The organism is Rhizobium sp. BK313 (genome assembly GCF_014193655.1).
Classification (GTDB): Bacteria; Pseudomonadota; Alphaproteobacteria; order Rhizobiales; family Rhizobiaceae; genus Rhizobium.
The window spans coordinates 24710-49706 of the sequence record NZ_JACHZQ010000005.1 but is presented as its reverse complement, the minus strand read 5'-3'; the positions used below and the strand labels follow the sequence as shown (position 1 = coordinate 49706).

The following is a 24997-nucleotide window of genomic DNA, read 5'->3' as shown; positions in this document are numbered from 1 at the left end:
TACAACGCTTCCATGCCGCAGACAGGCAAATTGCTTTAGGGCTGTAAATAACGTTTACGTTAACGTCAATATGATCGGCTGCCACTAGAGATAGTTTGACTCACCTATCGATTCTTCCCCGGAACCCAGAGCACATCGGCGCGCCCCCGATCATTGGCATGGCGCGCGGCGACAAACAGAAAATCCGAGAGACGGTTGACGTATCTCAGTGCCGCCGGGCTCACCCGCTCTCCCTTGCCGCGTGACAGAGCCACCATCAGCCGCTCGGCGCGTCGTGCGATCGTGCGGGCGAGATGGAGATGCGCTGAGGCGGAACTGCCGGCGGGCAGAACGAAGGATTTCAATGGTTCGAGATCGGCATTGAGCCTGTCGATATCATGTTCGATGCGCTCGACCTGGCTGTCGATGATGCGCAGCGGTTCGTAAGAGAGTGGCTCGTCCGTTTCCGGCGTCGAGAGATCGGCGCCGAGGTCGAAAAGGTCGTTCTGGATGTGCATCAGCATGGCGTCGAGTTCGGGCATGCCCGTGGCATGCAGCCTCGCGACGCCGATGGCGGAGTTGGTTTCGTCGATGGTGCCATAGGCTTCCACCCGCAGATCGTGCTTCAGCCGACGCGGGCCGGAGACGAGGCCGGTCGTGCCGTCATCGCCGGTCTTGGTGTAGATCTTGTTGAGCTTGACCATCTTGATCCTGCAATCAGGTCGGGCGGCCGCCGCCGGTCAGCCACAGCGTCAGCATGATCAGAACGACAGCGATTGCCTGCAACAGCACGCGAAGCTGCATCAGGCGGTTCGACAGGTTCGGGTTGTCGCCCTTCATCATGTTGAACAGGCCGCGGATGAGGACGATCACGACCAGGCCCATGACGATGATGGCGGCGATATAAGTAACGGTAGACATTGCTTCGGGCCTTCGTCTTTCAATCCAACCGGCGCATCAGACGATAGAAAAGGTTAGCCGGCAACAGCCTTTTCAGAAGAACGCCCTGTTTTGCGGGCATGGTCACAACATAATGCGGGCGCGGACTTTTGGCGTTCAACGCGGATTTTAACACGTCATAGACCGCTTCGGGTCCCAATTTGTGCCTGTTAACCGGCCCTGTGCCATTCAGCCGCGTCAATTGCCGCCGGTATTCGACCGCATGGGCCGAATGTTCGAGATCGATATGCTCCTCGATCTTGGCGAGCGCGTTGGCAGTGAAGCGCGTGGCGATCGCGCCGGGTTCGATCAGGCTGACATGGATGCCGCTGTCCTGCAGTTCCATCCTGAGAGTGATCATCAGGCCCTCCAGTGCGAATTTCGAAGCCGTGTAGGCGCCGCGGAAGCGATAGGGGATCAGGCCGAGAATGGAGGATACATTGACGATGCGGCCCTGGCCCTGCCTGCGCATCAGCGGGATCACCTGCCGCGTCAGCTCATGCCAGCCGAAGAAATTCGTCTCGAACTGTTCGCGGAGCACATCCGTTGAGAGGTCCTCGACCGCACCCGGCTGGCCATAGGCGCCATTGTTGAACAGGGCGTCGACGCGGTCACCGGTCCGTTCGCGCACGGTCGCGACCAAGGCCGAGATCGTTTCCGGCTGGGCATAATCCATCAGCAGTGTTTCGATCCCATCGGCTTCGAGGGAAGCGCGGTCCGCCTCCTTGCGCACGGTGGCGAAAACGCGCCAGCCATCGGCCTTCAATGCACGAGCGCAGAAAGCGCCGATGCCGGAAGAGCAACCTGTTACGATGATTGTGCGTTGATCTGCCATGGAATGATTCCTGTACAAACTGGGAGTCGTTTCCCATATTCATGGGCCCGACACAATCGACAACCGGCGGACGAGAACCGGGCTCAAGCGGAGATGGAATGCCGATATTCGTTCGTACGTTCTATAAGGTCGTCTACGACGCGGTGTTCCATTTCGTCGAGGACGACGGTTTCGCGATGGCAAGCCATGTGGCGCTCTCGACGCTGCTGGCTGTCTTCCCGTTTCTGATCTTCGGCACGGCGCTCGCAAGCTTCCTCGGCGCCAGCCAGTTTTCGTCGACGGCGGTGCACTTGATTTTCGATACCTGGCCGGAAGCGATCGCCAAGCCGCTGGCGGACCAGGTGGTGCAGGTTCTGACCATTCCGCGCGGCGGGCTGTTGACCGTCTCTGTCCTGGCCGCCGCCTATTTCGCTTCCAACGGCGTCGAGGCACTGCGCATCTCACTCAACCGCGCCTACCGAGTGCCGGAAACGCGACCCTGGTATTTCAACCGCCTCGCGAGCCTCGGTTATGTGCTGATGGCGGTTTTGATCTTTGCCCTTCTCAGCATCATGCTGGTTGCCGTGCCGTTGGTGCTGAATTATACGCGGAAGTGGCTGCCGCGACTTGCCGATATTCTAGATGTCGTCTTCAGTTGGCGCATCTACGGCACGATCTTCCTGCTGCTTGCCGGACTGCTGATCCTGCATCTGTGGCTGGCAGCCGGTCGGCGACGGCTGTTCGACGTCATCCCCGGCGTGCTTCTGACACTGCTCTTCTGGTCGCTCGGCGCGTTGATCTTCGCCTATTACCTCGCGACCTTCGCCAATTACACGGCCACCTATGCCGGCCTTGCCTCGGTAATGATTGTGCTCGTCTTCCTCTACATGCTCGCGGTGATCTTCATCCTGGGCGCGGAGATCAACGCGGCGCTGATGAAGTTCAAGGTGCGGCGCATGCTCTTTGGCAAGGCAGCAAGCGGTCCGGCAGCGGATAAACAAGAAACAGACAAACAATCAGAGGCCGATGCGGCGGCGAAGCTCCGCAGGTGACCAACCCTGTCGGCGCCATTCGGCAATGCCGGTGTCGCCCAGGCTCTTCGAAAGCTTTTTCCCGTCTTCGCCGAGAATCAGCCGGTGATGGTGATAGAGGGGCTGCGGCAGATCGAGCAGGGTCTGCAGCAGGCGGTGGATCGAGGTGGCGTGAAAGAGGTCCAGACCGCGAACTACATGGGTGACGCGCTGCGCCGCATCGTCAACGACCACGGACAGATGATAGCTCGACGGCGCATCGGAGCGTGACAGCACGACATCACCCCACGCGGCGGGATCGGCAGGGATATCGCCCGTCTCGCCATCGCCGGTTTCGCGCCAATGGAGAGGCCCTCCGGCTTCGGCGATGGCCTTGTCCATGTCGAGCCGCCAGGCATGTTTGAGGCCGGCGTCCAGCAATCGCTTCCGCTCCTCGTTGCTACGTGCGCGGTCGTCGGGCGGATAGAGCGGCGTGCCGTCCGGATCGCGCGGCCAGGGCCTGTCGCTGGTTTCGCCTGTTGCGACTCGCGCCTTCACCTCGCCCCGCGTCAGAAAGGCGGGATAGACGAGGTCGCGCTCGATGAGCGACTGCAGAGCACTTTGGTAGGCGCGGAAATGGTCGGACTGCCGGCGCACCGGTTCTTCCCAGGTGAGGCCCAGCCAGGCGAGATCGGCAAATATGCCCGCTTCGAATTCGGGTGTGCAACGGGCTTGATCTATGTCTTCGATACGCACGAGGAAACGGCCGCCGGCCTGTTTCGCCATGTCGTGGTTGAGGATCGCCGACAGCGCATGTCCGAGATGCAACGGCCCGTTCGGGCTCGGCGCGAAACGGAATATCGGCTTTTGACGGGGAATCGCGTTCATGCTTTCTTCTGCCACGAATTCTAATCCTGGACTACGAGAAGCCATGCACATCATTCGCGGTGAAGACGATATCCAGGAAGGGCTGGCAGCGCTGGTCGAACTCGATCCGCGCCTGCGGCAGATTGTCTCCGAGGCCGGCCCCGTGCCGCTCCGCCTGCGCGAACCGGGCTTCGAGGGGCTTGCACATATCATCGTGTCGCAGGTCGTGTCCCGGGCAAGTGCCGATGCGATCTGGGGGCGGATGACGGCGAGGACCGGCCGGGTGACGGCCGAGGCGTATGCCGGGCTGGAACCGGATGCCTGGCGCGCTTTCGGCCTGTCGCGAATCAAGGCGGAAACCCTGTCTCGCGTCGCCGATGCCGTCGTCGACGGCGGCCTCGATCTTCATTCGTTGAGCGCCGAGAGCCCGGAAAAGGCGCTTTCCGAGCTGACCGCCATCAAGGGAATCGGTCCGTGGACAGCGGAGGTTTATCTGATGTTCTGCGGCGGTCACGCAGATGTGTTCCCTGTTGGCGACGTCGCTTTGCAGGCTGCCTTCGGCATGGCATTTGGGCTTGATGTCAGGCCCTTGCCCAAGGCTTTGGCCAGGGAGGCGGCGGTTTGGATGCCTTGGCGCTCCGTCGCGGCCCGGCTCTTCTGGGCCTATTACGCCGTCAAAACCCGGCGTGACGCGCTGCCTATCGATTGATCGGCGGGTCTCGCAGATTCGCCGCTATGCACTGAATTTATTGGACTTCACAATCCTGTAACAACCGGCCTAATATACAGATACAGATGCCGAATCGATCAGGAGGGTTCCTTGACGATTGCAGTCTCACCGCAGTCCTTGCCAGCGCTCGTGCTGAACGCTGACTATCGGCCGCTGAGTTATTACCCCTTGTCGCTCTGGTCCTGGCAGGACGCGATCAAGGCGGTTTTCCTTGACCGTGTGAATATCATCGCAGAATACGATCAGTCCGTGTCGTCGCCCAGCTTCTCGATGCGGCTGCCGAGTGTCGTCTGTCTCAAGACTTACGTTCAGCCCTCCCGCAATCCGGCCTTTACCCGGTTCAACGTCTTCCTTCGCGACCGGTTCGAATGTCAGTATTGCGGCGCTCATGACGACCTGACCTTCGACCACGTCATCCCGCGCGCCCATGGCGGCGAGACGACCTGGGAAAACGTGGTCGCAGCCTGCTCACCATGCAATCTGCGCAAGGGCAGCAAGTTGCCGAAGCAGGCGGGCATGTTCCCGGCGCAGAAGCCGTATCAGCCGACGGTCCAGGACCTGCACAACAACGGCCGCCTGTTCCCGCCGAACTATCTGCACGATAGCTGGCTCGACTATCTCTACTGGGATACGGAACTGCAGCCGTAGGGCTTCACCCTCTCCCCGTGGGGGCGAAGGAATTCCTCAACCAGCTTTCTTCACGCCGACAAACGCAATCGCTGCGAGGATCACGCTGGCGACCACGTTCCATCCGGCCATCGAAATGCCGAGAACGCGGAGCGCAGCATCCGTGCAGGACGGACCCTTGATGGTGTTCAGTTCGTTCAGCAGGTCGCCGGCGTTCTGCGTCATGCTGCTGGCCGTGGTGGAGCACGTGGTCGGACCGGCCCAGAAATGCCATTCGACGCCGGCGTGGTAGACACCAATGCCGCCACCGACCACCATCATGATGCCGGCGATGGCCAGCAGCGTGCGGGTGATCCAAGAGGGCATGCCTGCGACCGCCGTCAGGGCCGCGACGATTGCGACCGGAATGCCGTAATAATAGGGCTGGCGCTGATCAAGGCAGAGCGCACAGGGAATATAGCCGCCGATATACTGGAAACCGAGCGCCGAGCCGATGACGATAATCATACCGATCGCAAGCAGCGCGGAATAACCTAGGCCGGCGCGAGAGGAGGTTAGGGTCTGGGACATGCGGCGGGCTCCGTGGTCACTGCGCCAGGACATAATGGAAGGCGATATAGAGAAGAATAAGGACACCTGCCACCGCCGTTGCAATCTGGCTGAGGCGCTTCTCGATAAAATGCCGGATCGACTCGCCATAGCGGCGCAGCAGCCATGCGAGCACGAAGAAGCGGGCGCCGCGGGCGATGATGGCCGAGATGATGAACAGGCCGAGATTCACATGGGCAACGCCGGAGAGGATCGTCACCACCTTGATCGGCGGCAGATGCGCCAGGCCCGAGGTGACGAGCAGCAAGACGATGGTTTCGTAAGTGACGCCGGCACTCATCTGATTGAAGGCGTCGAGCTTGCCGTAGAATACCAGTATCGGCTTGGCGATTGCCTCGAAGGCGTAATAGCCGAGCGCCCAGCCCGCAATGCCGCCGAGTACCGAGGCAACGGTCGCCGTCAACGCGTAGCGCCAGGCGCGTTCGGGCTTTGCGAGCGACATCGGCAGGAACAAGACGTCGGCGGGCACGAGGAAGATCGAGCTTTCAACGAAGGCGATAACGGCCAACCAAATTTCCGCTGATTTGCGGCCGGCCAGCGACATGGTCCAGTCGTAAAGTCTACGAAGCATTCTGCCCCCTTTTGCTGCGTTGCACACCTTTAGGGGGGAGGATTATGGCTGTAAATGGTCGGTGGCTCGCAGAAGTGGCATAAAATCAAAATTTTTCGTGAGAGTGTCGTGTTCGGCGCTGAGACTTCGCCTGGTCGTCACTGTCCGACCAGTTGGCCGACAAGCCCTATGAGCCAAAGGATTTCGGCGCTGAACGCCTCGCCGAGTTGATAGCCGTACCAGAGGAAAAAGACCGAGGAGAGCCTGATCAGGATCGGCGTCAGCGCAGTACCGGCTCCGGCTGCCGGAAGAAGACCGAAATTGAGGTTCAAGAACTGCTGAAAGCTTCTTGGGCGCACGAAGGTCCACAGGCCGATCGAGAAAACGGCGATACAGACGAAGAACTGCAGGACAAGGACGAGAAGGCCGCGACTCATATTCTCTCGTGCCGGCTTGAGCGTTGCCCGGAGGGAAACGACTGATATCACCCACCGAGATAGCGGAAAGCACATAAGTTTTCGAGATGGAGCTGCGGGCGATTTCGTTAAAATCGCATAGTGGCGCAATTCTATCGGGGGAGCGGCTACTGACTTCGCGGGGAAGCCGGGTGGTGCCCCATGCCGGAGTCGAACCAGCACTTCTTTCGAAACTCGATTTTGAGTCGAGCGCGTCTACCAATTCCGCCAATGGGGCAACGGATCCTGACGAGGCGGGTGTCTAACATGTGATCGCCCGCGCGCGCAAGTCGGGTGGATGAGTTATTGCGAGTGTTTCCGCAGGGTTGCGCTTTGGCCCATGGCGGCGAATTGACGCCATGGGCTTTTGATTGGCTTCAGTGCGCCATTGCCGGGGCCCTGTCCGTCGAACTGGACCGGTTGATCGTCAGCGCCAGGATTGCGGCGAGCACGCAGAAAGCGCCGGCGACGAAGAAGGCAGGCAGATAGGTGTTGAGCTCGGTGCGCGACAGGCCGGCGCCATAGGCGGCGGTGGCGGCGCCGAGCTGATGGCCGGCGAAGACCCAGCCGAAGACCAGACCGGCTCTTTCACGGCCGAAACGGTCGGCGGCAATCTTGACGGTCGGCGGCACGGTGGCGATCCAGTCGAGGCCGTAGAAGACGGCAAAGATCGACAGGCCGTAGAAGGTGAAGTTGCTGAAGGGCAGATAGATCAGCGACAGGCCGCGCAGGCCGTAATACCAGAAGAGCAGCCAGCGATTGTCGAAGCGGTCGGAGAGCCAGCCCGAGCCGATCGTGCCGAAGAAATCGAAGATGCCCATGACGGCAAGCACGCTCGCGGCTGCGACCGGCACGATACCGAAATCGCCGCAGAGTGTGACGAAATGCGTCTGGATCAGGCCATTGGTCGACAGCCCGCAGATGAAGAAGGTGGCGAAGAGGATCCAAAAGGTGGAGCTCGTGGATGCCTCCTTCAGAATGACGATCGGCGAGGCCAGGGCGGCCTTCAGATTTTTGGTGGCTGGTGGCGGCGGGGTTATGTGGATTTCCCCGACGAGCGGCAGGTTGACGTCAGACGGCCGATCGCGCATCAGCAGCAGCACGACCAAGGCGGCGACGACGATCATGCCGCAGACGAAGATGACGGTGGTGCGCCAGCCGTAGCGTTCCGTCAGCTCCGCCATCAGCGGCAGAAAAACGAGCTGGCCGGTGGCTGAGCTTGCCGAGAGCATGCCGACCACGAGGCCGCGATGCTTGGTGAACCAGCGTGTCGATATTGTAGCGGCGAGCACCATGGCGGTCAGGCCGGTGCCGAAGCCGACGATGATGCCCCAGAAGAGCAGCAACTGCCAGACTTGCGTCATGAACAGCGAGCCGATGAACCCGACGCCGATGGTGATCAACGCGAAGACGATGACCTTGCGGACGCCGAAATAATTCATGAAAGCGGCGGCGAAGGGTCCCATCAGGCCGAACAGCAAGAGGCGAACGGCAAGCGCGGAGGAGATGGACGAAGTGCTCCAGCCGAACTCGTCTTCCAGCGGCTTGATGAGCACGCCGGGCGCGCCCATGGCGCCGGCGGTGACCAGCATGGTCAGGAATGTGGCGCCGACGACGACCCATCCATAGTGGATGTTGCGCCGGGCAAGCGTCGAAGCAAGGACTGTGGAGACCATAGATATTGTTCCGATGGGGGTTCGAGTTTCAGCGCTGCGGCCGGATTGGGGCGCGATACTGTTGAAGATGCCTGTATCGCAACGTTCCTCTCCCGGCTTGAACGATTGTGCAAGGTGGCTGTATAGGGATTTAGATGATGGCTATCATATTTGTTGCTTATTGATGATGGCTATCATATAAATTGTCAAGGGTCGTTTTGACGGCTTGCGCATAAGCCCGAAAACGGGAATCCATGGCGCAGTAAGGTTCGGAGATCGATCGATGAGAGTGAGCCGGGAAAAATTCGCCGAGAACCGCGAGAAGATCCTCGCGGTCGCGGGCGAGCTTTTTCGCGAAAAGGGTTTTGACGGCATAGGCGTGGCCGACATCATGAAGGCCGCGGGGCTGACGCATGGCGGCTTCTACGGCCATTTCGAATCGAAGGATGAGTTGGCTTGCGAAGCCAGCAAGGCGCTGGTGGCACGCTCGCAGGAACGCTGGCAGGAGGTGGTCGAAGGGGCGCCGGAGGCGCCGCGCGACGCACTGCTCGCGCACTATCTCTCGCACCGTAACGTCGTTGAGCATGGTACCGGCTGTGTCTTCGCGGCGCTGACGCAGGAGGTCAGCCGCTATGGTCCTGAAATGCAGTCCACTTTCACCAACGGCCTGATGGGACTGGCAGCAATCCTGGAAGAGATCACGCCCGGGGAAACTCAGGAGGAGCGGCGGCGCAAGGCGCTTGCCGATCTGTCTACCATGGTCGGCGCGGTCATTCTCGCCCGCGCCCTGGATACGCCCGCTCTTTCCGAGGAGCTCCTGGCGGCGACCCGGCAGGAGCTCGCTTCGCGTTGAAAGACGAGGCGGGCGGCTCGATCAGCCGCGGAAGGCAAGCAGGCCGGCGGATTCGACGATCTCGGTGAACTTGCCGTCGGGAGCGACTTCCAGCAGTTCGGCGCGCAATGCCGCCTCGAAATCTGCAAGCTTGTCGCCGAGCGCCTGCGGCGAGGTGGAGGACATCGAGAAGACCCGGCCGACTATATCCTCGATATCCCTCTGATATTCCCTGACGATGCCGATGCGCTCGAGATTGCGGAAGGGCGAGGCGAGCAGCATGGCCTCATGCGGCGCCCAGGCCTTGCTCTTGCGCAGCAGGCGTTCTTCGTGCCGTTCCGGCGAAAAAGTCTCCGCCAGCTTTTCGACGATGCTGCGCCAATCCGGGCTGGCCAGCACATTTTTGTCATGGAACAGCACGACAGCGCCGCCCGGCTCGATCAAAGCGTCGAGAGCGGCGAGAGTGGCGGGGCGATCCATCCAGTGGAACGAGCGGCCCATGATGCAGAGATGCAATTTGCCGATATCAGGACCGAGATCATAGGACGAACCTTGGCGGACGGTGATGTCGACGCCGGCGTCCTTGGCGCCGGCTTCGGCGGCGGCGAGCATTTCCGGCTCCGGGTCCATGGCGGTAACGGCGGCGCCTTGAAGCCGCGCAAAGGCGATACCGAGCTGGCCGGGGCCGCAGCCGAGGTCAAGCACATGATCCCCGGCCTTCAGGCCGCTTCGTTCGGCGACGCGATCGATAAGCGCGTCCGGATAGGGGATGCGATAACGCAGATAATAGGCAGCGGTGGATTGGAAACGTCGCGCTTCGAAGGGGATGGTGGTCATGGGCCGTTGTCCTCGGGGATAGGGAGCCTCAATCTGTTAAGACTCAACTGTGACCGGTTCGTGAAGTATCCTTTGCGCGATTCCTAACGGATTCAAAGGCTTCGACATTCTCTGCGACCCAACGCCACAGTGGCGGAATCTACCTCACCCCGTCGTGGCGAGTCGTTCGATCAACCTCGTACTCGCCTGATTGAGACCTGTCACATCGACCGCAACGCCATGCGCCCTGAACCGCTGAACGATCTTGTCGAGGGCCGCAACCGCGGTGATGTCCCAAAAGTGAGCTTGCGACACGTCGACCGTGACCGCCATTCCGTGGGCATCCTGAATGTCGAACGACTCGATAAATGCGTCTGCGGAAGCGAAGAACACCTGTCCGGAGACGCGGTAGATTTGACGTCCGGCTGCCTTGTCGGAATCGACGTCTATCCGAAGCAGGCGAGCGACCTTTAGTGTGAAAAACACGCCGCTGAGCAGGACGCCGACGGTGACCCCAAGGGCTAGGTTGGAGCTGAACACTGTGACGACAACCGTCGCAACCATGACCGTGCTCGACATTTTCGGATGAATAACTACCGTCCGCAATGACGACCAGTCGAACGTGTCGATCGACACCATGACCATGATCGCCACCAGAGCGGCGACCGGAACCTGCGATACCCATGGTTTCAGCAGGACCATTAGGACCAGCAGGAAAGCGCCCGCAAAAAGGGTGGAGAGGCGGCCCCGGCCACCGTATTTCACGTTGCTGACAGTCTGGCCGATCATCCCGCAGCCGGCAATGCCTCCGAACAAGCTTGATGCGGCATTAGCGATGCCCAAGCCTGTACATTCCCTGTTCTTCGAGCTCGGAGTGTCGGTGAGATCGTCTACGACGCTGGCGGTCATCATGGATTCGAGCAGGCCGACCATTGCGATGGCGAGAGCGGGACCAGCGATAATTGTCAACGTCTCAAGGGTCAGCGGAACGGCAGGCCAGCTAAAGATCGGGAGCGAATCAGGCAGTTGTCCGAGATCGGCGACGGTTTGAACGGGAAGGTGCAGCGTTACGGACGCCGTGGTGAGAATCAGGATGCATATGAGGGGGGAAGGAATAGATGTCGTGATCCGAGGGGCGACGTAGATGATCGCCAGTCCGGCCGCCAGAACAGAATACGCGATCCAGTCGCCACCGATGATATGCGGCATTTGCGCCCAGAAAATTAGGATCGCGAGCGCGTTAACGAAGCCGGTGCGGACGGACTTCGAAACGAAACGCATCAGAACGCCAAGGCGGAGCAGTCCGAAGAGGATCTGGATCATGCCAGCCAGCAGGCCGGCAGCGAAGAGGTAAGGCAATCCGTGGGTGTGCACCAGCGGTGCAGCGACCAACGCAACCGACCCCGCGGCGGCCGAGATCATGGCTGACCGGCCACCTGTGAAAGCGATCACGATGCCGATCACGAAGGAAGCGAACAATCCGACCTGCGGATCCACCCCAGCTACAAATGAGAAGGCGATGACTTCCGGGATCAAGGCGAATGTTGCGACGGCTCCGGCGAGCATTTCGCGCATGGGATTGGCTGACCAGTCCCGGCGAATGGATTGAAATTGCATTTATTAAGGTCTCGCAAAGCTATGGCAAAACGCACTCTGTCGAGCGGAAGGGAGCGTATGGCATGCAGGTTTTGCGTGGTCCGGCGGATCGGCGGCCGGAATAGCCACCCGGAATTTCACCGGGTCCAGTCGAATGCGTCCTTATATGCCGCGCCTTTATTGCAATGCAACATGGAATTTGCAGGTGGCGATAGGGCGTACCGCGTTACTTGCTTCGCAGCATCCTGATACCCTTGAAGCGTCGAACAGTCTTTGGAGCCGAGGAGAAAGGTCAGGCGCTCAGTTGCGCAACGGCATGCGCGCCTGACCAGTACTAAGTGCTTACTTAAACCCGGCAACTCCGTGCGGGATATAAGGTGATTCCAGCGCTTGGGTCTCTTCCGGTGTCAGCTTGATCGACAGCGAGGCGACGGCGTCGGCGATGTGGCCAGACTTGGAGGCGCCGATGATCGGGGCGGAAACGGCGCTCTTCTGCAGGATCCAGGCGGTAGCGACCTGGGCGCGGGCCACGCCGCGGGCCTTGGCGATAGTGCCGACTGCTTCGACGACCTTGCGGTCGGCTTCGATCGCCTGGGTGTAAAGCGTCTTGCCGAATTCGTCGGTTTCCGAGCGCGCCGTGGCCTCGTCCCAGTCGCGGGTAAGGCGGCCGCGGGCAAGCGGGCTCCAGGGAATGACGGCGATCTTCTGGTCTTCGCAGAAGGGCAGCATTTCGCGCTCTTCTTCGCGGTAGAGCAGGTTCAGGTGGTTCTGCATGCTGACGAATTCGGTCCAGCCGTTGAGGCGCGAGGTGTAGATCGCCTTGGCGAACTGCCATGAATACATCGAGGAGGCGCCGATATAGCGGGCCTTGCCGGCCTTGACGATATCATGCAGCGCTTCCAAGGTTTCTTCGATCGGCGTCGTGTAGTCCCAGCGATGGATCTGATAGAGGTCGACGTAGTCGGTGCCGAGGCGGCGCAGGCTGTTGTCGATTTCGTCGAAGATCGCCTTGCGCGACAGGCCGGCACCGTTCGGGCCGGGACGCATGCGGTTGAACACCTTTGTCGCCAGCACAATGTCCTCGCGGCGGGCGAAATCCTTGATGGCGCGGCCAACGATTTCCTCGGACGATCCGTTGGAATAGGTGTTCGCCGTATCGAGGAAGTTGATGCCGGCCTCGATCGCCTGCTTGAGCAGCGGGCGGCTGTCTTCTTCCTTCAGCGACCAGGCGTGCGTGCCCTTGTTCGGGTCGCCATAGGTCATGCAGCCCAAGCAGATGCGGGACACTTCAAGGCCGGTTTTTCCAAGCTTTGTGTATTCCATCGATAGTCTCCATCCTGTTCTAGAGCGTTGTGCCTTCCTTTGAACGCACAAAGGTCGCTCTACTCTTTTGAATATAGAGCATCCCGCTTGCAGATGGTTCCACCTGAAAGCGGGATGCTCTACGGGTCCGATAGGAAACGCTCCGCCGCCGGATCGGAGGCAGAGTGGATGTGTCATCGAGGGCAGACTAGCGGAGCAAAGCTCCGCCGATTAGCTCAATAATTCGCAATAGGCTTTGAAGCGGCGCTAATTAAAGACGGCGATTTCCGCGTGCAGGGCGGCGACTGCTACAATTGTTTCCTTGAACCCTTGGCGCCACCGGTGTTAGCTGCGCCGCAGCATTTTTCCTGGAATTTGGTATGAAACTACCCCCGCGCGACACCTATGAGGCTCTATACCGCGATTTTCGCTGGGAGATTCCGGCGAAATTCAACATCGGACGCGCGGTTTGCGACGATTGGGCTGAACGGGAGCCGGACCGGGTCTGCCTCGAGCATTTCAGTCCGGACGGCAGTCATCTGAGGATGACCTATGGCGAGCTTCGCCATCGCTCCGCAGCCTTCGCCAATGCGTTGACGGCGCTCGGCGTGCGACCGGGCGATCGGGTTGCGTTGCTTTTGCCGCAAAGTTTCGAGACCGTCATCGCGCATGTGGCCATTTACAAGATGGGAGCGATTGCGCTGCCGCTGGCGCTGCTGTTCGGCGGTGAAGCGCTGGAATATCGGCTGGCGAATTCGGGAACCTCCGCGATCGTTACCAATCAATTTGGTCTCACACGGCTACGGCCGATCCGCGATCGCCTGCCGGAACTGGCGCATGTGATCAGCATCGATGGCGGCGACGAGGGCGTGGCGGGTTTTGCCGAGCTCGTCGCAGCTCATCCGCCGCTTTTCGAAGCGGTCGATACCGGACCGGACGATCCGGCGCTGATGATTTTCACGTCTGGCACGACCGGGCCGCCGAAGGGCGCGCTGCATGGCCACCGCGTTCTGCCGGGGCACATTCCGGGCATGCAGTTCGCCCATGAAGGTTTTCCGCAGGCGGGGGACAAGCTCTGGACGCCGTCGGATTGGGCCTGGGCTGGCGGGCTGCTGAATGCGCTGCTGCCGAGCCTGATGCTCGGCGTGCCCGTCGTCTCCTCGCCGGCGCAGAAATTCGATGCGCATATGGCCTTCCGCATCATGGCCGAAATGGGAGTGCGCAATGCCTTCATCCCGCCGACGGCGCTGCGGCTGTTGAAGTCGATCAACAATCCCAGAGCGCTCTATGATCTCAAACTGCGCACCATCGGCTCGGCCGGCGAGGCGCTCGGGCGCGAGACCTATGAATGGGCGCGTTCCGCCCTTGGGGTCACGGTCAACGAGTTCTTCGGCCAGACCGAATGCAATTTCGTTCTGTCCTCAAGCGCCGCCTTCGGCGTCAGCCGTGCTGGCGCGACCGGCAAGCCGGTGGCCGGTCATCGCGTCGCGATCGTCGATGGGGAGGGCAGGGAGATGCCGGTAGGCGAGAGTGGGCAGATCGCCATTCAGCGACCGGATCCGGTGATGTTTCTCGGCTATTGGCGAGATGAGAAGGCGACGGAGGCGAAATTCGCCTGCGACTGGCTGCTGACCGGCGATCTCGGGCGGCAGGATGCGGACGGCTATATTTCCTTCATCGGCCGCGACGACGATGTCATCACGTCGTCCGGCTATCGTATCGGTCCGAGCGAGATCGAGGACTGCCTCGGCGGCCATCCGGCCGTGCAACTCGCGGCCGCCGTTGGCAAGCCGGATGCGGTGCGCACCGAAATCGTCAAGGCCTATGTGGTCCTCGTTCCCGGCCGTGAGCCGAACGATGGACTGGCCGCCGAAATCCGCGACTGGGTGAAGACGCGGCTTTCCATGCATGAATATCCGCGCGAGATCGAGTTTGTCGACGAGCTGCCGCTGACGACCTCCGGCAAGGTCATTCGCCGCCTGCTGCGCGAGCGTGCGATTGCCGAGGGTCGGGATTCGAAAGGCTAGGGCATGCCTTGGATGGGCATTTAAACGCGCAGCTCAATGCATGTCGCGCAAAAGTCCGGCATTATGGAGCAACTGCCACATGACTCCGCACGTATGGTGAGCGCTTACTCGATAGCGCCGAAAAATTGCCCGCAACTAGGGCGGCGGCGCTACCTTTTGGATATTCTCAGTGTAAAATTCCCGGTGACGAAGAGCGAGGACGACGGCGAGTTCATCAGACGCTAGAGCGGTTCAGCGTTTCACGGAATCGCATTCCTGCTCTATCCCTTTGTTTTTACGCAATTCCGGACGGAAAACCGCTTCGCACTTTTCCTGGAATTGCTTTAGACGGGAGAAAGTGTTGTGAGGTTGCTGATGCGCCTTTTCCAGAGGTTCCTGGTTTTTTGTCTGGGTGTACTTAGCGTTTGGCTGATAGTCTTCGTCGTTTTCGATACTGCGGATCACAGACTTCCATGGGTTCTTGCGGCGTGCCTTACATATGGCTTGGCTGCTTACGTCATCCTGCCGAACGTGGTCCGATTGTCCCTGAAGGTTCTTCATCGGGGGCTTATCCCGAGATACACGATCGCGGCTGATGGTTTGCCCGGCGATCCTGTCAATTTCGTCCTCGTCGGCACTCTTCAACAACTCCGGGATGCCTTTGCAACGGCGGGCTGGTCTACGTCCGACCGTTTGGGGATCGCAAGCACGTTGCGAATGATACGAGCATTTCTGATGAACTCTGCCTATCCCACCGCACCTTTCAGCACTTTCTATCTTTTTGGGCGAAGGCAAGACATAGGATTCCAAGAACCCATCGACGATAGCCCCCGCAAGCGCCATCACATCCGTTTCTGGGCCCTTGGTCTCGCCCATTCCGAGGACGACATGAGCGCAGCGAGCTTCTGGTTGAACACCGACAGGCCATCGCCCGAAGAGCGTGTACTATGGGTTGGGGCGGGCACGAGAGATACCGGGCTTTCTCTAACTTGGCTAACGTTCCAAGTTACACATGCTACCGATTCCGATACGAATGCCGAGCGAGACTACATAGTCAATGAGCTGAGAGCAAAGTGCGTAATCGGGGAAGTCGCGTGGCACCAGTCTGGTTCACGCTTGATGACGGGAAAGGTTAACCACTACATTACCGATGGTGAGATCGCGTTTGCCAGCTTGACTGTTGGTGAAACGGCTGATGCGCTCTAGCGCTTCGTAAGCGACAATATCTTCTCACGCAGCAGCTTCGCCATGTTGCGCGTGCTGCGGTACATATGCAGTTGCGTTGCCACCTGTCGGGCGTCGCGGTCGCCATTCTGCGTCAGGCCGATGACCAGCGTGCCCATGTCCTCGCGCTCCTGCCAGAAGCGGCTCATGATCGGATGATCCGGCACGGCGCAGGAATCGGAACGGACGATATTGGCGTCGTCGAGGTGCCATTCCGTCAGCTCGCCCATCAGCAGCTTACCCGGCGAAAAGCGGGCGTAATCCTCGTTATAAGCAGTCTTCCAGGTATAGGCCTCGCCGCCCATCATCAGAACGATCATTGAGGCGATTGCTCTGCCGTTCAGGTCGATGGTGTGGATGCGCACGGCATCGACCGCAGCGAGATTGGAAACGGCTTCGCGGGCAAAGGCCGCATGGTGGCGGTCGGCGACCAAAGCGCTGCGCTTCTTGCCCTTCCAGCCACTCGCCTCCAATGCCAGGAATTCTTCCATGCGTAGGTGAATGTCGCGAGGCTGGCGGGCGACGGTATAGACGACGTCGCCATGACTTTCCAAGAGACGCCATTGGCGCCGCATTTCGCGCAGATGCGAGTTCGAGATCGTGCGCTTGAGATAGGCGAGTGCGTCCTCGCTGCTATCGAGCATCGGCCGTCGATAGGGATTGGCGACGGTGAGGGGCAGGTTGCGCCCGATGGCGACAGCCTTTGCCATCTGGGCGAAACGGCCGTTCAATCTGATATCCGGCAGCACCAGTGTCGTCGGCAGTTGCAGTTCGCGCCGGGTCAATGCCTCGAAGAGATTGTCGAGCGTCTCGCCGGCCTCCTCGGCGTCCACCAGCGGCGTGCCGAGCGGGCCGAAGGAATTCGACCAGACGCGGATGATCGAGGGACCAATCGCAAAGCCCGGCTTGTCGACTGTAAACGGCATCAGCAAGCGCATGCGGCTGCGGGCGCCGTTGTCGTCGCGCATCAGCGCGAGGCGGATCTGCCGGTCTTCCAGGCGCGGCATGGCAGGCGCCAGGAAACGCCCGGAGAAGAAGACGTTCGGCTCCATTGCGCGATTGGAGAGAAAGTCCAGCTCGTCCTGCAGCTCGTAGCCGAGCTTACCGGGATAGAGGCAGAGTTCGCGGCCTGTCCGGCCAACCTCGACGCGGGCGTCGGCCTTGGGCGGTTCGAAATGCAGCGCTGCGAGCGTGTGCGTCAGGGCGTTCACTTGGCTGTCGGTGCTTTCGGTAAAGGGAGGGCGCGCCATGATCAGAGTGCCCCGTTCGTTGCTGGTGTCGTCGGTCGACGGATAAGGGCGAAGAGTACGATGCCGAGAGCACTGCGGACTGCGATATGCAACAACACGGCCTCGATCACCATGGCGCTGGTGGTGGCAATGGCCGCGCCTTCGATACCAAAATGTGGAATGAGCACGACGTTAAGACCGATATTGGCGACGAGTGCCGCGGCATAGAGATAGACGCAGAGCATCTGCCGATCTGCCATCATCAGCAGAATCTCGGCTGGACCAACCAGAGCCTTGGCGAGAACCCCGGCAAGCAGGATGGCAATGACGACCTCGCCTTCGGTAAATGCTGCGCCGAAGAGCGAGAGCAGAAATTGCCCAGCCGCGAACACGACAAGACCGATGGCAAGGGCCGGGAAAAAGGTCCAGCGCGCGGCCTCCGTGGCGAAGGCTGCAAGTTTGGTCCGGTCGTTTTCGGCGATGATGGCGGCAAACCGCGGGCCGATTGCGGCCTTGACGGCGAAATAGACGAAATGCACCAGAGCCATGATCTTGGCAGCGGCGAAATAGACGGCGACCTCTGCGGGATCAAGGAAAATGCCCACTACGACGACATCGGAATTCGTCAGGAGATAGCCGACACCTTCGGCCAGAAAGACCGGGAAAGCGACGGCAAACCAGGCGTTGAACTCGATCGTTTTCGGGCCGTTGGGATAGTGGCGGCGCAGGCGGAAGGTGACCGCGAGATACTGGCAAAACACCGTGACGAAGGCGGCAGCAAGTGCGGCCGCCATTGCCGTCACCGCAGTATGAGCCGCGCCGAAAAGGATGGCGGCCAGCATGAACAGCAGGATCAGCGTCGGGCGGATGAGGAAGGTCGGGCTCAGCGCCATGACCGGCCAGTGATTGGCGCGCGCCGTGCCGTCCAGCACGTCGCCGAGCGCGATCATCGGTACTGCGATCAGGCCAAGAAAGATCGGCATGATGTAATAGTTTTCGACCATGCCGCTGAAGGCATAGAGCGCCGCCATTCCGATCAACGCCAACCCGCCGGCAACGGCCAGAACGAAGAGGCGGGCGGTAGCGGTCACACCACGGATGGCGTCATGATTGCCGCTTGCATCATATTGCGGCAAGAAACGGATGATAGCTGTCGGGAAGCCGAGGCAGGCGAGATTGCCGAACAGGATCATCAGCACCCAGACGAAAACGAAGACACCATATTCGAACCGGCCCATCATGCGGGCAAGTACGATCTGCGAGACGAAAGCGAGAGCGGCGCCAGCGATGCGGATGGCGAAGGCGATCAGCGCCATGCGCTGCGAGACGGCCTTCTCGTCACTGCCGGTGAATAGCGGGGCGAGTTTGCGCAGATATGGCGATAGCGCAGTCCGCAGCCCGGACGGCAGCATTCTCTCTGCTGTTTGAAAGACCGCCATGATCGATACGCAATACTTAAAACATGATCGTAACCTTACGTTAGTCTTGGCAGAGGCGGGTTAAGAATCAGTTCCTGCGGGTGCGGGAAAACATCATGGATGTAAGTGGGTGTATTGACCAAATGCACCGTTTAGAGGCAATGCGATCAACTGCCCGACGTTTCGCCATCTCGATGGTCTCCGCGCAGGAATCGGGTGGTATCTGGCTGGGCTGCGCGCAGAGTTGACCGATCATTTGGGAGAACTGCCATGCTGACGCTTCACGATTATTTGCCGTCGCAGAATGGTTGGAAGGCCAGGGTTCTGTTCGGACTGCTGAATATCCCATACCGCAGCCGTTTGGTGTCGATTTTCGAGGGAGAGAGTCGCACGGACGCCTTTCTCGATCTTAACCCGGCGGGTAGCATTCCCGTTCTTGAATTGGAGGATGGGCGGACGATTGCGGAATCAAATGCCATTCTTACCTATCTCGCCGAGGGCACTCCGTTTCTTCCGACGGACCGCTATCAACGCGCCAAGGTCATGCAGTGGCTGTTTTTCGAGCAATACCATGTTGAACCGGTCATCGGTACGCTGCGTTTCTGGACGTTGACAGGACGCCTTGAAATCAATCAGGCGATGGTAGCAGCCAAACGCGCGGCCGCAGCCCGGACCCTCGCCGCGCTGGAGCGTAGCCTCACAGATACGCTGTTTCTTGCCGGGAAAGAATTTTCGATCGCAGACATTGCAGTCTACGCCTACGGCCACCGAGCGGAAGATTGCGGCTTCGTTCTGGCTGACTATCCGGCGCTCTTGTCCTGGTTTGACCGTGTGCGGGATGCGATAGGTTCCGGCTATCCCATCTATCCATACAGCGACGATCCGCATTCCGCCGCCTAAGCGGATCCACCTTGCTTCGATCGGGTTGGTCGGATTTTAGGTAAGGCGACGTGTCTTCCTGATTGTCGTTCGACAGTTGCGCAAATGAAAATGCCGCCCGAAGGCGACATTTGTGGATCGATAGGAAGAGGCAAAACCTTAAGCGACCTCGTTGCTCTCGAACCCCATGGCAATGCGGCCGCAGCCGGTTCGCGTTGACGGAGATGGCCGTCAAATTCAGCTGCGGACCATCATCGCGTCATCGCGCGATTTTCTGAGGCGTATCCTTATCCGATACCAGCTGGCCGCCCTTGGCCCAGTGTTCGCGAGAAATTTCGCTGATCAACACGTCCACACTATCCGTCGGGCAAGCAAGCGTCTCAGCGGTAACCTGAGTGACCTTGCGGACGAAATCACGCTTTTGCTCGAGCGTTCGGCCCGGATGCATTTCGAGATGAATTGTTGGCATTGGAAAGCTCCTGTTTCACTGCCTTCTCGAATTGAGATGGCTGAGGCAAAGGAACTATGGCCGCTAGCTTCCCTTTGATAAACGTGCTCTATGTTCATTCATTTAGAACCTCTGGGTTTATAATATGGACAAATTATCCGCTATGGCCATGTTCGTGCGGGTGGTTGAACACGGCGGCTTTAGTGCGGCAGCCGACGCTGCCGGGGTGTCTCCGACCATGGCGGGCAAGCAAGTGCGTGCAATAGAGGCGCGCTTGGGAGCTCGCCTGCTGCACCGAACCACCCGGCGTCAGCAGCTGACAGAAATCGGTCGCCTATATTACGAGCGCTGCAAGCAAGTGTTGGCCGACGTGCAACTGGCTGACGCAAGCGCGAGCGAATTGCAGGCTGAGCCTCGTGGCCTCCTGCGCATCGTTTCCCCCGTCACGTTCGGAAGTCATCGCCTGATGCCGGCGCTTTCGGACTATCTCGTCATGTATCCTGCCGTTAGCGTGGACGTCATGCTGGACAACGGAGTGCCAGACCTGTCGCAAGAAGGATGCGAACTCGCAATTCGGATAGGTCAGGTCGCCGAGGTTGATCTGGTAGCGCGCCCTCTACAGCCCTATCGAAGGATAATGGCCGCGTCTGCGGCCTATCTGGAGCGGCGGGGTACGCCGGTACACCCAAAGGATTTGTCCACGCATGATTGCCTCGGCCTCTCCTATTGGCGCCACCGGGACCAGTGGCACTTGTTCGGTCCGGATGGCGAATGGCGGTCGGATGTGAGCGGACGATTGTCCGCTGACAATGGCGACGCGTTGCGCGTCGCGGCGCTAAATGGCGCGGGTGTCGTCCTTCAGCCGGAAGTCATGCTTGCCGATGATCTCGCCAGAGGTCGCCTTGTGCAGGTTTTGCCCGAATGGACGCCGGTCGCCTCGCCGATGTACTTGCTATATGCACTGGACCGTCGGCCCACCGCGAAACTGCGCAGCATGATCGATTTCTTGCTGAAACGCTTTGGCACACCCGCTGAATAGCTATCCACGGCATATCCGTAGGCTCCGGCAAAATCGCGCACAAAAAATGCCGCCCAAGGGCGGCATTTTGATCATTGCCGAAAGATTGCGAAGCCTCAAACGACCTCGTTGCTCTCGAACGCCCCATGGCAATGCTTGTATTTCTTGCCGGAACCGCAGGGGCAGGTTTCGTTGCGGCCGATGCGGCCCCAGGTTGCCGGATTCTGCGGATCGCGATTTTCCGGGGCGACGACGGTTTCGTTGACGAGGCTGAGCGGTGCGAATTCGTCTTCACCGGTCGTGGCGTCGATATGGCGCGCCTGCATCGGCAGCGGCTGCGGCTCGGCCGGCTGCTGCACCAGTTCGACGCGCGACAACTGACCGGTGACGGCCTGGCGCAGGTTGTTCAAAAGCGACTGGAAAAGTTCGAAGGCTTCGGCCTTGTATTCCTGCAGCGGGTCGCGCTGAGCATAACCGCGGAAGCCGATGACGGAGCGCAGATGGTCGAGGTTGACGATGTGCTCGCGCCAGAGATTGTCCAGCGTCTGCAGCACGATGGAGCGCTCGACATAGGTCATGATCTCAGGGCCGAAACGCTCGGCCTTTTCCGTGGCGGCCTTATCGGCGGCTTCCGTCAGGCGGGCGCGGATATCATCTTCGGCGATGCCTTCTTCCTTGACCCAGTCATGCACGGGCATGTCCATGTCGAAGAAGTTGGCGATGGCAGCTTTCAGGCCGTCCGCATCCCACTGCTCGGCATAGGCTCGCTCTGGGATATGCTTGGAAACCAGATCTTCTATGACCTCGTGGCGCATGTCGCCGACGGTTTCGGAAAGATCCGTTGCATCCATCAGTTCGACGCGCTGCTCGAAGATGACCTTGCGCTGATCGTTCAGCACGTCGTCATACTTCAGGACGTTCTTGCGGATGTCGAAGTTGCGGGCTTCGACCTTCTTCTGGGCGCGTTCCAGTGCCTTGTTGATCCAAGGATGGACGATGGCTTCGCCTTCCTTGAGGCCGAGCTTCTGCAGCATGCCGTCCATGCGGTCGGAGCCGAAGATGCGCATCAGGTCGTCCTGGAGCGACAGGTAGAATTTGGAGCGACCAGGGTCGCCCTGACGGCCGGAACGGCCACGCAACTGATTGTCGATGCGGCGGCTTTCGTGACGCTCGCTGGCGATGACGTAGAGACCGCCAGCGGCAAGCGACCGCTGCTTGAGTTCCTTGATCTCCTCGACGATTGCGGCGATCGCCGCGTCGCGCTCGGGGCCCGGCTCCATCTCGTGCAGGTCGCGTTCGACGCGCATTTCGAGGTTGCCGCCAAGCTGAATGTCGGTGCCGCGGCCAGCCATGTTGGTGGCGATCGTCACTGCGCCGGGAACGCCGGCCTGGGCGACGATGTAGGCTTCCTGCTCGTGGTAGCGGGCGTTGAGGACCTGGAAGTCGTTGAAGCCCTGCTTGCGCATGAGGCCAGCAAGAAGTTCCGACTTTTCGATCGAGGTGGTGCCGACCAGAACCGGCTGGCCGCGTTTATGCGCGTCCAGGATCTCGGCGATGATCGCCTTGAACTTCTCTTCGTGGGTCCGGTAGACCTCGTCGTCTTCGTCCATACGCTGGATCGGCAGGTTGGTCGGCACTTCAATCACGTCGAGGCCGTAAATGTTGCCGAATTCTTCCGCTTCCGTCGATGCCGTACCGGTCATGCCGGCGAGCTTGCCGTACATGCGGAAATAATTCTGGAAGGTGATCTGCGCCAGCGTCTGGTTTTCCGGCTGGATCTGCACCCGTTCCTTGGCTTCCAGCGCCTGGTGCTGGCCGTCCGAATAGCGGCGGCCCGGCATCATGCGGCCGGTGAATTCGTCGATGATGACGACTTCGTCATTGCGGACGATATAGTCCTTGTCGCGCTGGAAAAGCTTGTGGGCTTTCAGGGCGTTGTTGATGTGGTGAACGATCGCGACATTTTCGACGTCGTAGAGCGATTCACCCTTCAGCAGGCCGGCCTCGCTCAACATGTTTTCCAGCTTCTCGGTGCCGTCTTCGGAGAAGTTGGCCGAGCGCTGCTTTTCATCGATCTCGTAGTCTTCTTTCGACAGGCGCGGAATGAAGGCGTCGATCGTGGTGTAGAGATCGGACCGGTCGTCGAGCGGCCCGGAAATAATCAGCGGCGTGCGCGCTTCGTCGATGAGGATCGAGTCCACTTCGTCGACGATCGCAAAATTATGACCGCGCTGGGCCATCTGGCCGCGCTCATATTTCATATTGTCGCGCAGGTAGTCGAAGCCGAGTTCGTTGTTGGTGCCGTAGGTGATGTCGCAGGCATAGGCGTCGCGGCGTTCATCATCCGACAGGCCGTGGATGATGACGCCGGTGCGCATGCCGAGGAAGCCGTAGATCCGGCCCATATTGGCGCTGTCGCGTTGCGCCAGGTAGTCGTTGACCGTGACGACATGCACGCCCTTGCCGGCAAGGGCGTTCAGATAGACCGGCAGGGTCGCGACCAGCGTCTTGCCTTCACCCGTCTTCATCTCGGCGATGGCATTTGAATGCAGGATCATGCCGCCGATGAGCTGTACGTCAAAAGGTCGCATGCCGAGAACCCGCCGCGAGGCCTCGCGCACCACGGCAAAGGCGGGTACAAGGAGATCGTCTAGCGTCTTGCCGTCGGCGAGTTGCTGGCGGAACTCGACCGTCTTGGCGGCCAAGGCTTCGTCAGACAAAGCGCGCATCTGTTCTTCGAGCGCGTTGATCGCATCGACATTCGGTTGGAATGACTTGATCCGACGGTCGTTGGACGAGCCAAACAACTTGCGGGCAATTCCACCTAGGCTGACCATATGACTGGTCCTTTCTGAGATTTCATCCTGTCGTTTTCTGCTTTGTCCGTCTCCGAAAAAATCGGGAGTTTAGCACAAAACGCCCGGAAACTGTTCTGGACGCGAGGTTGCGTGACAGATAAGAGGGGGGTCGATTGATGTCAACGGGAATTGGCCGATACAGAAAGGCCACATTCTCCTGCTGAAGGCTTTTCCTACCGGATTCACAGCTGTCGAGCCGGTCGAGACCACCGAAAGGTTATTTTATGTTGAGCTACAACAAACTTGCTGCGGTTGCGTTCGCAACATTCGTCACCTTGCAGGCGCCGGTCTTTGCCGCTGACGCCAAAGACCCCGTAGTCGCCAAGGTCGGCGATGTCGAAATCCACCAGTCCGAGCTCGATCTCGCGATCGCCAACCTCGACCCGCAGCTCGGCCAGCTTTCCGACGACCAGAAGAAGGTGGCAGCACTTTCGGCTTCGATCGACGTCAAGCTTCTCGCCAAGGATGCGGCTGCCGAAAAGCTCGACCAGACGCCGGATTTCCAGTCGCACATGGCCTACCTGCGCGACCGCGAGCTGCACAACGCCTATTTCAAGGCGCATGTTGCAGATGCGATCACCGACGATGAGGTCAAGGCTCGCTACGACAAGGAAGTCGCAGCCCTGCCGAAGCAGGAAGAAGTCCATGCTCGCCACATCCTGGTAAAGACCGAGGATGAAGCCAAGGAAGTCATCAAGGAACTCGACGCCGGCAAGGATTTTGCTGAACTCGCCAAGGAAAAGTCGACCGACCCGAACAAGGCCGACGGCGGCGATCTCGGCTATTTCGCCCGCGGCCGCATGGTCAAGGAATTCGAAGATGCAGCCTTCGCGCTGCCGGTCGGTACCTACACCAAGACTCCTGTGAAGTCCGATTTCGGCTGGCACGTCATCAAGGTCGAAGACAAGCGCGACGCTCCGCCGCCGCCGTTCGACCAGGTGAAGGATCAGGTTCGTCAGCTCGTCATGCGCGACAAGTATCTTGATCTCCTGAACAAGGCCAAGCAGGAGTCGAAGGTCGTCATCAATGACCCGGCGCTGAGCAAGGCCTATGAGGATGCGCAGAAGCAGCAGGATCAGGCACCGGCCGGCGACGCAGTCGCACCTGACGCCCAGCCGCAGCAGTAAGCAGTAGCA

24 protein-coding genes, 1 tRNA gene and 1 other annotated feature are annotated in these 24997 nt (G+C 59.9%); of the genes, 9 read left to right on the top strand and 16 right to left on the bottom strand.

Annotated features, from left to right (window positions below; translation table 11 throughout):
• Positions 1-104: 104 nt before the first annotated feature.
• From FHT86_RS23680 to FHT86_RS23670, 3 genes are read right to left on the bottom strand one after another with little or no spacing between them, the layout of a single operon-like run.
• Positions 105-683: a cob(I)yrinic acid a,c-diamide adenosyltransferase gene (locus tag FHT86_RS23680; RefSeq protein ID WP_133709210.1), complete on the bottom strand. Its 579-nt coding sequence runs from the start codon at positions 681-683 to the stop codon at positions 105-107.
• Between the two features lie 13 nt (positions 684-696).
• Positions 697-900: a twin transmembrane helix small protein gene (locus FHT86_RS23675; RefSeq protein WP_133709211.1), complete on the bottom strand. Its 204-nt coding sequence runs from the start codon at positions 898-900 to the stop codon at positions 697-699.
• 19 nt (positions 901-919) lie between these two features.
• Positions 920-1753: an SDR family oxidoreductase gene (locus FHT86_RS23670; RefSeq protein WP_133709212.1), complete on the bottom strand. Its 834-nt coding sequence runs from the start codon at positions 1751-1753 to the stop codon at positions 920-922.
• 98 nt (positions 1754-1851) lie between these two features.
• Between FHT86_RS23670 and FHT86_RS23665 the strand changes: the two genes are divergently transcribed.
• Complete coding sequence (locus FHT86_RS23665; protein ID WP_133709213.1) at positions 1852-2784, top strand: YihY/virulence factor BrkB family protein; 933 nt, start codon at positions 1852-1854, stop codon at positions 2782-2784.
• Here FHT86_RS23665 and gluQRS read toward each other — a convergent pair.
• A complete protein-coding gene (gene gluQRS / locus FHT86_RS23660; protein WP_133709214.1) occupies positions 2749-3630 on the bottom strand; it encodes a tRNA glutamyl-Q(34) synthetase GluQRS in 882 nt (293 codons plus the stop codon). The two genes, FHT86_RS23665 and gluQRS, sit on opposite strands and share 36 nt — an antisense overlap.
• On the opposite strand from gluQRS, the gene FHT86_RS23655 reads away from it, so the two are divergent.
• Both FHT86_RS23655 and FHT86_RS23650 read left to right on the top strand, forming a co-directional pair.
• On the top strand, positions 3629-4318 hold the full coding sequence (locus tag FHT86_RS23655) for a DNA-3-methyladenine glycosylase family protein (RefSeq protein WP_183868894.1): 690 nt from the start codon (positions 3629-3631) through the stop codon (positions 4316-4318). The two genes, gluQRS and FHT86_RS23655, sit on opposite strands and share 2 nt — an antisense overlap.
• 111 nt (positions 4319-4429) lie before the next feature.
• Positions 4430-4987 (top strand): HNH endonuclease, encoded by a 558-nt coding sequence (locus tag FHT86_RS23650; protein WP_104824507.1) that lies wholly within the window; start codon positions 4430-4432, stop codon positions 4985-4987.
• Positions 4988-5023: 36 nt separating this feature from the next.
• Here FHT86_RS23650 and FHT86_RS23645 read toward each other — a convergent pair whose 3' ends face one another.
• From FHT86_RS23645 to FHT86_RS23625, 5 genes are all read right to left on the bottom strand, one after another.
• Positions 5024-5536 (bottom strand): disulfide bond formation protein B, encoded by a 513-nt coding sequence (locus FHT86_RS23645; RefSeq protein ID WP_133709216.1) that lies wholly within the window; start codon positions 5534-5536, stop codon positions 5024-5026.
• A gap of 16 nt (positions 5537-5552) precedes the next feature.
• Positions 5553-6146, bottom strand: coding sequence for a YqaA family protein (locus tag FHT86_RS23640; RefSeq protein ID WP_133709217.1), 594 nt, complete (start codon positions 6144-6146; stop codon positions 5553-5555).
• Between the two features lie 137 nt (positions 6147-6283).
• On the bottom strand, positions 6284-6562 hold the full coding sequence (locus tag FHT86_RS23635; protein WP_133709218.1) for a hypothetical protein: 279 nt from the start codon (positions 6560-6562) through the stop codon (positions 6284-6286).
• Positions 6563-6733: 171 nt separating this feature from the next.
• Positions 6734-6818 (bottom strand) — tRNA-Leu (locus FHT86_RS23630).
• A gap of 139 nt (positions 6819-6957) precedes the next feature.
• Positions 6958-8256, bottom strand: a complete 1299-nt coding sequence (locus FHT86_RS23625) for an MFS transporter (protein WP_133709219.1) — start codon at positions 8254-8256, stop codon at positions 6958-6960.
• A gap of 262 nt (positions 8257-8518) precedes the next feature.
• On the opposite strand from FHT86_RS23625, the gene FHT86_RS23620 reads away from it, so the two are divergent.
• Positions 8519-9088 carry a TetR/AcrR family transcriptional regulator gene (locus FHT86_RS23620; protein ID WP_133709220.1) on the top strand — a complete coding sequence of 190 codons (570 nt, stop codon included), beginning with the start codon at positions 8519-8521 and terminating at the stop codon, positions 9086-9088.
• A gap of 21 nt (positions 9089-9109) precedes the next feature.
• On the opposite strand, the gene FHT86_RS23615 is transcribed toward FHT86_RS23620, so the two are convergent.
• The 3 genes from FHT86_RS23615 to FHT86_RS23605 all read right to left on the bottom strand — a co-directional run bounded on the left by FHT86_RS23615 (position 9110) and on the right by FHT86_RS23605 (position 12802).
• Positions 9110-9904 carry a class I SAM-dependent methyltransferase gene (locus FHT86_RS23615; RefSeq protein WP_133709221.1) on the bottom strand — a complete coding sequence of 265 codons (795 nt, stop codon included), beginning with the start codon at positions 9902-9904 and terminating at the stop codon, positions 9110-9112.
• 144 nt (positions 9905-10048) lie between these two features.
• On the bottom strand, positions 10049-11500 hold the full coding sequence (locus FHT86_RS23610; RefSeq protein ID WP_133709222.1) for a SulP family inorganic anion transporter: 1452 nt from the start codon (positions 11498-11500) through the stop codon (positions 10049-10051).
• A 74-nt stretch (positions 11501-11574) separates the two neighbouring features.
• Positions 11575-11630 (bottom strand) — a sequence feature (sul1 is cis-regulatory element that is thought to sense ions involved in sulfur or methionine metabolism; They are found in Alphaproteobacteria).
• A 191-nt stretch (positions 11631-11821) separates the two neighbouring features.
• Positions 11822-12802: an aldo/keto reductase gene (locus FHT86_RS23605; protein WP_133709223.1), complete on the bottom strand. Its 981-nt coding sequence runs from the start codon at positions 12800-12802 to the stop codon at positions 11822-11824.
• A gap of 359 nt (positions 12803-13161) precedes the next feature.
• Here FHT86_RS23605 and FHT86_RS23600 point away from each other — a divergent pair, with 359 nt between their 5' ends.
• Together FHT86_RS23600 and FHT86_RS23595 are read left to right on the top strand one after the other, a co-directional pair.
• Entirely contained in the window at positions 13162-14808 is a 1647-nt protein-coding gene (locus FHT86_RS23600) for an AMP-binding protein (RefSeq protein ID WP_133709224.1), read from the top strand.
• A 342-nt stretch (positions 14809-15150) separates the two neighbouring features.
• Complete coding sequence (locus FHT86_RS23595) at positions 15151-15993, top strand: LssY C-terminal domain-containing protein (RefSeq protein ID WP_133709225.1); 843 nt, start codon at positions 15151-15153, stop codon at positions 15991-15993.
• Here the strand turns inward: FHT86_RS23595 and FHT86_RS23590 are convergent.
• A complete protein-coding gene (locus FHT86_RS23590) occupies positions 15990-17261 on the bottom strand; it encodes a GNAT family N-acetyltransferase (protein ID WP_133709226.1) in 1272 nt (423 codons plus the stop codon). The two genes, FHT86_RS23595 and FHT86_RS23590, sit on opposite strands and share 4 nt — an antisense overlap.
• A 2-nt stretch (positions 17262-17263) precedes the next feature.
• Entirely contained in the window at positions 17264-18679 is a 1416-nt protein-coding gene (locus tag FHT86_RS23585) for an oligosaccharide flippase family protein (RefSeq protein WP_133709227.1), read from the bottom strand.
• Positions 18680-18928: 249 nt separating this feature from the next.
• Here FHT86_RS23585 and FHT86_RS23580 point away from each other — a divergent pair, with 249 nt between their 5' ends.
• Complete coding sequence (locus FHT86_RS23580; protein WP_133709228.1) at positions 18929-19558, top strand: glutathione S-transferase family protein; 630 nt, start codon at positions 18929-18931, stop codon at positions 19556-19558.
• A gap of 238 nt (positions 19559-19796) precedes the next feature.
• Here the strand turns inward: FHT86_RS23580 and FHT86_RS23575 are convergent, their stop codons facing one another.
• Positions 19797-20006 carry a 4-oxalocrotonate tautomerase gene (locus tag FHT86_RS23575; RefSeq protein WP_133709229.1) on the bottom strand — a complete coding sequence of 70 codons (210 nt, stop codon included), beginning with the start codon at positions 20004-20006 and terminating at the stop codon, positions 19797-19799.
• A 124-nt stretch (positions 20007-20130) separates the two neighbouring features.
• Between FHT86_RS23575 and FHT86_RS23570 the strand changes: the two genes are divergently transcribed.
• The gene (locus tag FHT86_RS23570) at positions 20131-21024 is read left to right on the top strand and encodes a LysR family transcriptional regulator (RefSeq protein ID WP_133709230.1); all 894 of its coding nucleotides are present in this window, start codon (positions 20131-20133) and stop codon (positions 21022-21024) included.
• Between the two features lie 95 nt (positions 21025-21119).
• Here FHT86_RS23570 and secA read toward each other — a convergent pair whose 3' ends face one another.
• Entirely contained in the window at positions 21120-23840 is a 2721-nt protein-coding gene (gene secA / locus FHT86_RS23565) for a preprotein translocase subunit SecA (RefSeq protein WP_133709231.1), read from the bottom strand.
• A 245-nt stretch (positions 23841-24085) separates the two neighbouring features.
• Between secA and FHT86_RS23560 the strand changes: the two genes are divergently transcribed.
• The gene (locus FHT86_RS23560) at positions 24086-24988 is read left to right on the top strand and encodes a peptidylprolyl isomerase (protein ID WP_133709232.1); all 903 of its coding nucleotides are present in this window, start codon (positions 24086-24088) and stop codon (positions 24986-24988) included.
• Positions 24989-24997 lie beyond the last annotated feature (9 nt).